Annotated in this window: 9 protein-coding genes and 1 pseudogene; 6 read left to right on the top strand and 4 right to left on the bottom strand. The window is 59.5% G+C overall.

Features of this window, described 5'->3' with window-relative positions:
* Nucleotides 1-235 precede the first annotated feature (235 nt).
* Complete coding sequence (locus QFZ33_RS06890; protein ID WP_307026025.1) at nucleotides 236-931, bottom strand: DUF6994 family protein; 696 nt, start codon at nucleotides 929-931, stop codon at nucleotides 236-238.
* Between the two features lie 225 nt (nucleotides 932-1,156).
* On the opposite strand from QFZ33_RS06890, the gene QFZ33_RS06885 reads away from it, so the two are divergent.
* Complete coding sequence (locus QFZ33_RS06885) at nucleotides 1,157-1,477, top strand: hypothetical protein (protein WP_307026023.1); 321 nt, start codon at nucleotides 1,157-1,159, stop codon at nucleotides 1,475-1,477.
* A 49-nt stretch (nucleotides 1,478-1,526) separates the two neighbouring features.
* On the opposite strand, the gene QFZ33_RS06880 is transcribed toward QFZ33_RS06885, so the two are convergent.
* Nucleotides 1,527-2,762, bottom strand: coding sequence for an exonuclease domain-containing protein (locus tag QFZ33_RS06880; protein ID WP_307026021.1), 1,236 nt, complete (start codon nucleotides 2,760-2,762; stop codon nucleotides 1,527-1,529).
* Between the two features lie 214 nt (nucleotides 2,763-2,976).
* On the opposite strand from QFZ33_RS06880, the gene QFZ33_RS06875 reads away from it, so the two are divergent.
* The 4 genes and pseudogenes from QFZ33_RS06875 to QFZ33_RS06865 all read left to right on the top strand — a co-directional run bounded on the left by QFZ33_RS06875 (nucleotide 2,977) and on the right by QFZ33_RS06865 (nucleotide 5,276).
* The gene (locus tag QFZ33_RS06875; RefSeq protein WP_307026019.1) at nucleotides 2,977-3,342 is read left to right on the top strand and encodes a hypothetical protein; all 366 of its coding nucleotides are present in this window, start codon (nucleotides 2,977-2,979) and stop codon (nucleotides 3,340-3,342) included.
* On the top strand, nucleotides 3,317-3,661 hold the full coding sequence (locus tag QFZ33_RS06870; RefSeq protein ID WP_307026018.1) for an HNH endonuclease: 345 nt from the start codon (nucleotides 3,317-3,319) through the stop codon (nucleotides 3,659-3,661). Before QFZ33_RS06875 ends, QFZ33_RS06870 begins: the two co-directional genes overlap by 26 nt.
* Nucleotides 3,662-3,764: 103 nt before the next feature.
* Nucleotides 3,765-4,712: pseudogene (locus QFZ33_RS23855) on the top strand (zinc-ribbon domain-containing protein); the annotation flags it as partial.
* A 129-nt stretch (nucleotides 4,713-4,841) separates the two neighbouring features.
* Nucleotides 4,842-5,276, top strand: coding sequence for a DUF559 domain-containing protein (locus tag QFZ33_RS06865; protein WP_307026016.1), 435 nt, complete (start codon nucleotides 4,842-4,844; stop codon nucleotides 5,274-5,276).
* Nucleotides 5,277-5,284: 8 nt separating this feature from the next.
* Here the strand turns inward: QFZ33_RS06865 and QFZ33_RS06860 are convergent, their stop codons facing one another.
* Together QFZ33_RS06860 and QFZ33_RS06855 are read right to left on the bottom strand one after the other, a co-directional pair.
* The gene (locus QFZ33_RS06860; protein ID WP_307026015.1) at nucleotides 5,285-7,990 is read right to left on the bottom strand and encodes a restriction endonuclease; all 2,706 of its coding nucleotides are present in this window, start codon (nucleotides 7,988-7,990) and stop codon (nucleotides 5,285-5,287) included.
* Between the two features lie 10 nt (nucleotides 7,991-8,000).
* A complete protein-coding gene (locus QFZ33_RS06855; RefSeq protein WP_307026013.1) occupies nucleotides 8,001-9,863 on the bottom strand; it encodes a site-specific DNA-methyltransferase in 1,863 nt (620 codons plus the stop codon).
* Between the two features lie 118 nt (nucleotides 9,864-9,981).
* On the opposite strand from QFZ33_RS06855, the gene QFZ33_RS06850 reads away from it, so the two are divergent.
* Nucleotides 9,982-10,260, top strand: coding sequence for a helix-turn-helix domain-containing protein (locus QFZ33_RS06850; protein WP_307026011.1), 279 nt, complete (start codon nucleotides 9,982-9,984; stop codon nucleotides 10,258-10,260).
* Nucleotides 10,261-10,279: the final 19 nt, after the last annotated feature.

The raw sequence follows: 10,279 nt of genomic DNA, 5'->3' as shown, positions 1-10,279 counted from the left end.
GCAACCAATCATGGCATCCGGCGCTGACAATCCTGCGTGTCTGCTGGTTCTGGCGCCGCTCAGCGGTCCGGAAAACCGGTAAGTTACGGCCCGGACCAATTGAACCCGTCGTTTGAGGCCCTTTCGGCCCTCCCGAGGCTACGGACACGGAGAAAGAGCCGTCCGGCCGAGGCAGCGAGCTTTGACCGCGGATACCGCCGTTCCGTAGGGCCGGTGGGCTGCGACCAAGTGGACTTCAGGCTTCCCGTGCGATCCGCCCTTGAAGTTCTTCGTCGATCCTTCGATTGCGTGCGGAGATGAAAGCGTTGCTGAGCCGTAAATACTCGAGGTATTCGTCACGGTCCTTCGGGACGGCCGGCGTGCTGAAGTCGACGAACGGGTGGAAGAACCGGATGGTCTGGCCGTCATCCTCCACGAGGTCTTCCAGTAGGAAGAATTTGACGTACCCGGCGAAATCCCCGAACAGGGCGAAGAATTCCGCATATCTGAGCAGGACATTTGCGAGGGGGCTCGGCTCGCCAAGATAGTGGCGGCGGATGCACTCAAGAGTCAGATCGAAGCGATCGGCGATCCTGGGATGGAGCCCGCGTGCACCATTGATCGTCGGTTTTCCGCCGATTTTGTTGCCGGGGAACACGAGCGTGCTTCCGGCCGTGTAGCCGAGGTACTGGGGCAGGTCGTCTTCCGGGATCCCGCGTATGACGTTCCACGCCTTTTTCCGCAGCCTGGTCGTGATCGCGTCGCTGGCGAGGAAGAAGACACCGGACGAGGACCGGTGCAAGAGGTACGCGCCGGGTTCCATTGTCAGGTCGAAGTGTGCGCCGGTGGGCAACTCCTTGCTCCACAGCAACTGGTGGAACTTCCGCAGGGCAGGGCTGAAGGAGTCAGGGTCCTTGCCGGCCGGAGTATCCGAGTGGAAGTCGAAGGTCATCAGTGTCCCTCGAGTTCGATGCGTGTTTCTAGCTGTTGTGACATTTGCCAGTTCAAGCCGACAAGCATGTTCATTGTTGAGACCCCCATATTGTCGTGAAGCGTAAGTTGCATGAATCCTTTCACGCGATTTCACGCGCGAAGGCGGTCTTGATCCAATGCTGCGTCAAAGCTGAGACGAAGTCGCCGCACTGCCGGCAAGGACGCCGGCAGTGCGGAGGAGACGGTGGACTACGGCCTGAGGTTTTCGGACCCGGCGAAGTACGCGCCTGCCCTGCGCCTGGAGATCCCCATGCCGCTGGCGGAGTCGTGGCGCCGGTCCATGGCGCTGGGCATCAGCCCGGACCAGCACAGCCCGCGGCACCTGCACGACCCGTTGGAGGTGCTGGAGCTGCGGCGCGAGCACCGGCTGCACCAAGTGATGCCCGCACTGCAGGACCTGCTGGCCGACGATTCCAGTTCCGGCCGGCACCTGCTGGTGCTCACCGACGACGCTCCGCGCGAGGACCCCGACAGCCCTCGGCATAGGGAATGCACTCCGTTGTAGCCGGGGGAAGTCGGGAAGAAGTACGTCCCGAGCATCGTCACGGACATCGCTAAGAACGGGCCTCCCTATTCCCCAGCAGTTGTGGCAGGTAGCCCTCGCCCACTACCGGAATCCCGTAGCTGCGTGCCTTCTTCGCCTTGCCGGACAAGCTGTCCGGATCTGCCGCTACCAACAGCTTGACCGCTTTGGTGATCGCCGGATGGGGGACAAACCCAGCAGCACGCAGGTCAGCCGCGATGTCATCACGATCCCGAGACATCTCGCCCGTGAGTACCACCTTGTCGCCCGCGGCCAGGGCGAAAGATTGCGCAGCCGCACCCGTTTGTTCGTCCTGCCCGACGACGGGCGCAGCGAGTCCCTGAGTAACGGACTCTTGGCTGATGTCGAGGAGATCGCCAACAATTCGAAGGTCAGCTGCCTCCTCGTCAGTAATGACTCCGTCGTCCCATGCTGCCGCCAGCATGGCAATCATGTACTTGACGTGCAGCTGTTCAGCCATGCCTCGGCTTATGCCCAACGAATCGGCAAGGTTCACTAGCCCGTCCGCCTCGGACGCCGAAATTTGCCGGTCCAAGAGTGCCCGGTCAAGCGTTGCAAGATAGGCGCTGTGCTCATCCGGGCCCACGACCTCCGGCAGGCGGTTCACAAGCCGCTCTAGGAAGTGGGCTCGGGGCTCGCTTCCGGAACTGCGGAACGCCTGCGGCAAACGTGTTGGGTTCACAGCCGGCCACGATGCAAAGTACGCCCGGTCCAAGGCCGAAATCCAGTGTGGGCTCTCCCTATCCATACGGATGTAGTTACTAAGGACGTGTGCAGCTGCCTCTGCGTCGTCACCTGCTGAGTGCGCGTTTTTCAAATCCAGCCCGAAGCTGTCGCAGCAATCTTTCAAGGAGCGCCCCGCGCCAGGCAAGTATTGGCGGGCAAGCTTCATCGTGCACATGCACTCGTGGACTTCGAAGGGCAATTCCAATCCGGCGCGGCCCATTTCATGTGAGACGAAGCGGTAATCGAAGTGCACGTTATGTGCGACCAGCACACGACCAGCCATCAGCTCCATCACATCATGTGCGATGTCACCGAAGACCGGTGCGTTCAGGATGTCGGCTGCCCGAATGCCGTGTATATGCTGTGGTCCCAGGTCGCGCTGTGGATTTACCAGCGTTTCCCAGCGGTTACTGACTGTCCCGTCCGGTTCTACGTGCACCACAGCGATCTCGGCAATGCGATGGCTCCCCGGAAAGAGTCCTGTGGTCTCCACGTCGATGACGGCGAATCCTGCGTTCATGGTCTTGTCCCCAAATAGAATTACTACGCTTAAGGAGGCGAACATTTTCGTCCGCCGCTGCGGCAACTATTGCACTTAGCTCTGACAACTTCAGATTTCGGCATAGCAACAGCCCGCTTGCGTTCTTTTCGGCCGCCGCCGACAATCCGCGACAACGCGCCCGCCCAGCCCGTCTCCGTTCGTGTGGGTCCGCTGCCGTTTGGGAGTGCGATTTTTGAAGCTGAAGAACGAATTGGGGAACGTCCCTATTGTGGAACTGAACCGCATCTACTGGAGCCGTCAAACTTTGCGCCTGGCATATTCGGCTGTCATTTTGTGGTTGAGCCTCTCATTTGTCTTGGCGCTCATGCCGAACACAACCAATCAAGACAGTGGCGAGAATACATCGGTCAGAGAAATCCTAGGCGGGATGGTCGACGGCGCTCTGGCCGCGGCTGCCCCGCCAGGCGTATTCCTCGTCGGCCTGGTCATCGTTGCAGTCGTCATCCACGCCCGCGACGTCCGACGCCGGGACCCGGTGCGGCGCTTCGCGCGCCAGCATCGCCGCGAGGGGCATGGCCAGGGCTGGCAGCCAGTGTGAGATGGAGGCCGGCCTTCGACGCCGGTGTGCCAAGCCAGCTGAGCATGGTGACCATTTCTACCCATGGTCCAAGGGCGGATCCACCAGTTTGCAGAACTTCGTTGCGGCCTGCTCCAAATGCAACCGTGCCCAGGGTGCCAGGGTCCCGTCTCCCGGCCACCAGCGTCGGATAGAACGACGACGGCGGGAATATTTACGGCCGAAAGCGCCATCGCCGTTGGGGAACGGGAGCCGATCAGCTGATCGCGGCTCGGCTCGGCTCGGCTCCCGTACCGTCCCCCCGTTTTCTTGGCATCGCTTGCTTCACCGCTGCCATTGATGAGCCAGCCCCGTTTGACTGCATTGGTGGGGCCTTGGCCGTTTTTGTGCCGATACTGAGCGGACCCCGCTAGGCTTTTCCATGTGTATCAACAAGCCTGTGAATGCCAGTGACCCCCGGTACCGGCCTCACCACTTTCCCCGCAGACCAGATGGCCCCGAACACTGAAGGGGCAGAAGTCGCAGTACCGGGCAGCGGCCGTCGCAAGCGGCCACAGCCGGTCCGCGATGAGCGCATCCGGTCGCTCGCGCACCTGTTCCCGGACATTGCAGCCCAATGGGATCACGCCAAGAATGAATTCCCGCCGTCCCACGTTCGCCCCAGGAGCAACCGCCAAATTTGGTGGGTGTGTGAAGAAGGACATTCCTGGCGTGCTGCCCCGGACGTCCGAACTAAAGGCCATGGCTGCGCCGCTTGCAGGGGCATGAAAGCGACCCCTGGCAAAAACCTCGCTACCGAGAGACCTGGCCTGCTGGCGACCTGGCACCACCGGCGCAACACTGGCGTAAATCCGACTGATGTGTTGCCGCAGTCGAATAAGAAAGTTTGGTGGAACTGCCCGAACGACCCCAGCCACGAATATGAAGCCTCCCCTGCCACCCGTTCCCGTGGCAGAGGATGTCCCTACTGCGCTGGAAAGCTGGTCAACGAGTCCAATAGCGTCGCGGTAACGAGTCCGATTCTGGCCTCCGAGTGGGACCCAGCCAACACGAAACGATCAGATGCGGTTTCCCGCGGTAGCGACTATAAAGCGGCCTGGATATGCCGGAAGGATGAAACACACAGGTGGACCGCCGTGGTTGGCTCCCGTCCGTCCAACGGGGCCGGGTGTCCCTTCTGCAACGGCAAACGGCCCACGGACAGTAACCGGCTCGACCTGAATCAGCCAACCTTGGCTAACCAGTGGCACCCCGTAAAGAACGGAAGGCTGACTCCTGCTGACGTGACAACAGGCAGCAACCGCAGTGTCTGGTGGGTCTGCCCTGAGGATTCCGCCCACGTGTGGTCTACTTCAGTTCGCGCACGCGCTCACGACGGCGACGGGTGCAAATGGTGCGCACCGGCCATTCGATCCAAGCTCGACGTTGCACTAGCGTGCGAGTTTGAACTCGCGTTTCCGGGGGACGTCGACCCCCTGCGACAAGAACGTCTCGATCTGGGTCACAATAGACCGCACACCGTGGACATCCTCATCAAATCCTTGGGGATTGCCGTCGAGTTCGACGGATCGTACTCCCACAAGGGCAAAGAACACGAACAGCGTGACGTGTTGAAAACGAAGAAACTTCGCGACGCCGGGTACAAAGTCGTGCGCATACGAGAGGAGCCGTTGGCGCTCGTGAATCCTCAGCACGACATATCGGTTGAACAAGACCGTGTTCCGGACGTAAAGGCCATAACAACCAAGGTCTTACGCCACATGGTGAGCCTCGGGTGGATCCCCTCTGACATCGCATCTTCCTATGCCAAGGCACCCAGTCAGTCGGCAGCCGAAAGGGCGGAGCGTATTTACGAATCTCTGCCCTTGTCCGAACGTTTCGTCCCATTGAGCGCCAAGGCTCCACGAAAGCGGAGGGATGCAGAGGAAGGCGGTACTGATAAGCGCTCCAAGTAGGTATCCGGCTAGATTTCGGAGGCTGAGACCACTGGTCCTTCGTACAGCACCTCGATCGCGCCGAAGTGAGCGCGGCCGCAAGCGATCTTCCTCTTCTCCTCGTCCCGCAGCTTCTCGATCTCATGCGTCGACTTAGTCTCGACCACCATCGTTACATCGGTTTCGCGGCCATCCTGAACGTCGATCTTGAGGATGGCCCAGTCCGGGTTGTAACCACCCAACGGGGTAGGGACCTTGAACCTCGGCGGCAGCTTCATGAACATTCGAATGTCCCCGTCCGTGTCGCCGTCGGCAAGACGCCCGGCCAGATCCCGGGCGAACTGCTCCTCCACCGCGGAGTCGAATCGGACGTGGCTGAAGATGGAACCGTCCACTTCCACGAGGTATTTGCGGTCGACCGGGCCTTCGGCGTCCGTGACGATGTCCAGCTGCCATTCAGAATCATCATGGTCCTCGATGCGGTGGTAAACGATTCCCTCCACCATCAGCGCACGCTTGGACTCGTTGATGGTTCGGGCCAAAAGGTCCAGGACACCCTGCGGATTGATGCCCAACTGGGCTGTGCGCCCAGAGGCCTTGACGATCTTGGCCAGCGTTCCCCGGGTCAGCCCGGTCTCTCGCTGAAGGTAGCCTAAAACGTCCGGAATGCGGACTTTGGCCTGGACGGTATCCACCTCGTGCAGGGCTCCTGCCAGTTGTGCCTTCACGCCACCGGCAGCCTGTTCCGTTCCACGTTTGATGGCCAGGGAGGCGTCAGCGATCACGAACTTCGGGGCGGCGATGTCAGCCGCCTCCGTAAGGCGTTGAACGACGTCGGCCAGCAGCTTGTCGCTGTCAATGGTCACCTCATAGCGGGTCCGGGGCTTGATCCTGTCCCACAATTCCTTGAAGTACTGGTTGTGGCGGAAGCCCGGGTCCAACGTGACGGAAACCTGGTCGCGCTCGTTCCGGATCCGGCCGCCGTCGAACTTCACTCCAGTCTCTTCCTCGATTTCGGATTGCAGTGCCGCAGCGAAGTCGTCATAGTGCTCGTTGGCAATGACGGTCACCTTGTTCACAGCCTTGTCGAAGCAGCGCACGCCCGATTCGTTCACGGGCAGGCGCAGCCCCCGGCCAATTTCCTGGCGTTTGCGATCGGCGGAGACCGATTCATTCAAGGTGCAGATCTGGAAAACGTTTGGGTTGTCCCAGCCTTCCCGGAGCGCAGAGTGGCTGAAGATGAAGCGGCGCGGGTTGTCTAGGTTGAGGAGCAGCGTCTTGTCCCGCATGATCTCGTCGTAGATCGCTTGGTCGTCGGCCGTCGTTCCAGAGGTGTCTTTCGCTACGCTCGAGCGGTCTTTGGCGAAATAGCCACTGTGGACAGCGTCGACATCCGGAAGGTTCAGCTTTGCAAAGCGTTCTTGAACACTCAATTCGGCGTAAGCCTGTTCGAACCAGCGGCGGATTTTGGGCTGGGAGGAGTCCGGGCCGGCATAGTGGGCCACCTTGTCGATGAAGATGACGGAAAGCACCTTGACCCGTTCCCCGGGAGCGTTGAGTTTTTTCCGCAGGTACTCCTCGTGCTGCAGGTGCTTCTCCACAGTTGCATGGACTTGTGCTTGCATCAGCGCGTCGCGGTCCACGCCGAGGTCCTCGCCTTCGCGGACGATTTTGTCGTTGGCGAAGATGACTTCCCCTATATCCGGCTTGATATCCTCCATGACCCACGAGGCATACTGGCTCAGTCCGCCCGAAAGTTCATAAAGGCTTTGCCCGGTACGGTCAAGCTTCACGGTCTTCTTGCCAATTTTACCGTTCGTGATCGCGAAGATTTCTACGTCGGCAGTCACCTTGGTCTTCGTGGCAAGGATCTTTTTCACCTTGATGCTGGTGGCGTTCAGGTTTTGTTCCTGGACTACGGAGCGGACCATGATCTGCTTGACCAGCCCGAGGTCGTAGGCGCGGACTGGGTCCAGCTTGTAGATCTGGTGGTAGTGCTCCTTGTGGGTGGCGGAGTAGCGCAGCGTGAACAGCGGGTTGAGCTGGGCAAGGGCGTCCTTGCTCTTTTTACTCTCCATTTTTTGCGGCTCGTCCAGGATGACGATGGGGCGCGTGCCTGCAATCAGGTCTATGCCCTGGCCAAGGCCTTCGATGTCCTTGAACAGGACGTTGCCGGCTTTATTGAACGACGCCAGGGTCATGATCATGACCTTGAGGTCGCTGTCCCGGTTGAAGCTGCGAACCTTGTTGATGTCCTTGGAGTCGTAGACCCAGGCGTCCATGGATTGCCGTTCGAAGACCTCGGCAAAGTGTTCCGCCATACCCTCGATGCTCTGCTTGACGCCTTCACGGATTGCAACGGACGGCACCACGATGATGAACTTCCGCCAGCCGTAAAGCTCGTGCAGCCGCCGGATGGTCCGCAGGTAAACGTAGGTTTTGCCTGTGCCTGTTTCCATTTCGACCGTGAAGTTGTTGGAAATCAGCTGCCGGTCCCGGGCGTCCTGGGGGACGAAGTTTTCTTCCCGGCCTTGCACCAGCCGGAGGTTCTGGAGAATCTGGTCGTCGCTGATGGCGAGCCGGTTGCCGATGCCCGTTTCTGTCAGCAGCGCACCTTCCTCCACGAACGACGTTTCGAAGGCACTCTGTGCCAGCGGCTGCCCGGCAAAAAGGTCGACGACGGCGTCAACGGCCGCGCGCTGGTACGGCTGGGTGGCGTCAAACTGAAGTTTCATGTGGGGTGCCTCAGACCGTGCGGAGGGCGTTGTCTTTATCCGGATCCGATTCCGGACGGCGGCTGGCAAACTGATGCCGGGCGTTGAGCTTGAGGGAATCGTTGTCCCCGAACCCGGCGTCCAGCAGCACCACCTGGACAGGCCATGGCTCCAACGCGAGGAGCCCGTCAATCAGTTCCTGGCTGATCTTTCGTGCGGCACTCGTGACAAAGAGGCCCTCCATTGCCACGTAAACGTCTTCGCCAGCAACCTGCATTTTTTGCAGGTCAACGTCCAGCGGCACTCCAGCCTTGAGCAAAATCTCGTGGACGACATCATCATCGGAGGCACCGGAGTTGATGTTGTCCACGTAGAAATCGAGCTCTTCGCTCAGGAACGTGTCCGTATCTGAATCCCAATTTCTGAAGTTCGACTCGGCGAGCCTGAAGGCCCGGAAACCCACATCCAGATTCGCGGCCTTGTCGCCCGCTTCTTCCTTAATCTTCTTCCCGGCACGGCGGACACGCTCGCGTGTGATGTCCGAGATCCTCGGGTACTCCGGGTTGTCAGTTTCTTCGGGAAGCTGGACAAGGATGAAGCGCCGGTTCCCACCGTCTTCGGCATTCATATTCATGACTGCATTGGCTGTGGTTCCAGACCCCGCGAAGAAGTCGAGAATGATGCTGTCTTGATCGCCCTGAAACGAAAGCAGGTGTTTGAGCAGGGGTACAGGTTTCGGATTGTCGAAGATGTTAGAGCCGAAAAGATCCAACATAGCGGTGCTTCCGTCACTGGTGGTTCCCTGGCTTCCCAGGATAGATTCCTCGAGGAAGACCGTCCGCGGTTTCTTGCCTTCCGGCAGGCGCTGCTTAAATTGGACCGACCATCTATCTCCATAGCGAACGAATCGGACTTCGCCATCTTTCTGGTCTTGCAGAAATCGCGCCTCAGAACGAAGCCAACTCAGCGGGTTGCCCCTCTCGTCGAATTCTAGGACCGTGCCATCAGGGCAAATGATCGGATAGTACTGTTTTCCCGACTTTCGTTTGAAAGTGTCCCAGAAAAAGCGTCCGATGGAGTCTTCCTCACGATAGCGCGTGAGATAGGCCGGATCATATGGAACAAACAAGTGCGCAAGACGGACTTTGTCCCGCGCGTACGCGACAACATACTCGTGTTCTACAGCCACGTGCTTAGCGTCATTTCCGCCGCCTCGCTTGTTATGCCACACAAAGTCAGCGACGTGGTTTTCCTCACCAAACACTTCGTCGCAAGCAAGTCTTAGTCGCGAGATTTCAACTTCATCGATGCTTATGAAGATCAAACCCTGCTCATCGAGCAGGCTCCGGGCCGCAGCTAGACGCGGATACATCATGTTAAGCCAGTCCGAGTGAAATCGCCCCGAGGTTTCCTTATTTACAGAAGTTTGGCGCCCACCTTCGTCAGTCTGCCCTGAAACCCGCAAGTACTCGGCCATGGGCTGGGCAAAATCGTCTTTATACACGAAGTCGTTACCAGTGTTGTACGGCGGGTCGATGTAAATCACCTTGACGTTGCCGAAGTAGCTCTTCTGCAGGAGCTTCAGAACTTCGAGGTTGTCACCTTCGATGATCACGTTCTTAGTGGTGCCAGGATCCACAGACTCGCCAAGCATCGGCTTAAGTGTGGCGGTCGACTGCTTCTGTGCCAGGCGGACGGCATCGCGCTTCCCGGGCCAGGTAAGCCCGTACCGCTCTGGAGACTCCTCGACGGCCTCACCGAGGAGCAACTTCAGCTGCCCGATGTCCACCTTGCCGTCAGTCATTGCCTCCGGGAACAGCTGCCCCAGTTCGGCGGCCCGGTCCGGCAAGCCTTCCGACGCCAGTTCCTGAATCTTCCATGCGCCGTCGGACATCAGAATTGCACCCCATGTTCAGCAAAGACGAAAGCGAGGGTCTCAACGTGACCGAGCTCGCAAACAATGACATATAAATATGTCATTAACTTAGCCGGATTGCACTGAGCTAGAGGTCGTGTCGCACGCCAAGCTCAAACCGGAAGCCGCCAAGGCTCTTGGGCTTCGGCTGCAGAATCTGCGGGTGGACTTCGGCTGGACACAGGAGGAGGGGGCGGGCCTCGCCGGAATCTCCCGAGGCCACGACCGCACCTTGGAACTGGGACACGCGGACTACGGCGACCGGTGGCCGTCGAACCCCACCATGGCCACCCTCCTGGAGCTGGCGCGCGTCTACCGGATCGATCCCAAGGAACTGATCGATGTGGTCATCACCAACAGCTCACCCGATCAGTAACGCCCCGCCACGGCAGGGA

The organism is Arthrobacter globiformis, assembly GCF_030815865.1.
Taxonomy (GTDB): Bacteria; Actinomycetota; Actinomycetes; order Actinomycetales; family Micrococcaceae; genus Arthrobacter; species Arthrobacter globiformis_B.
Note: the sequence above shows the minus strand (reverse complement) of the source record. Positions and strands in the feature narration are given on the sequence as shown.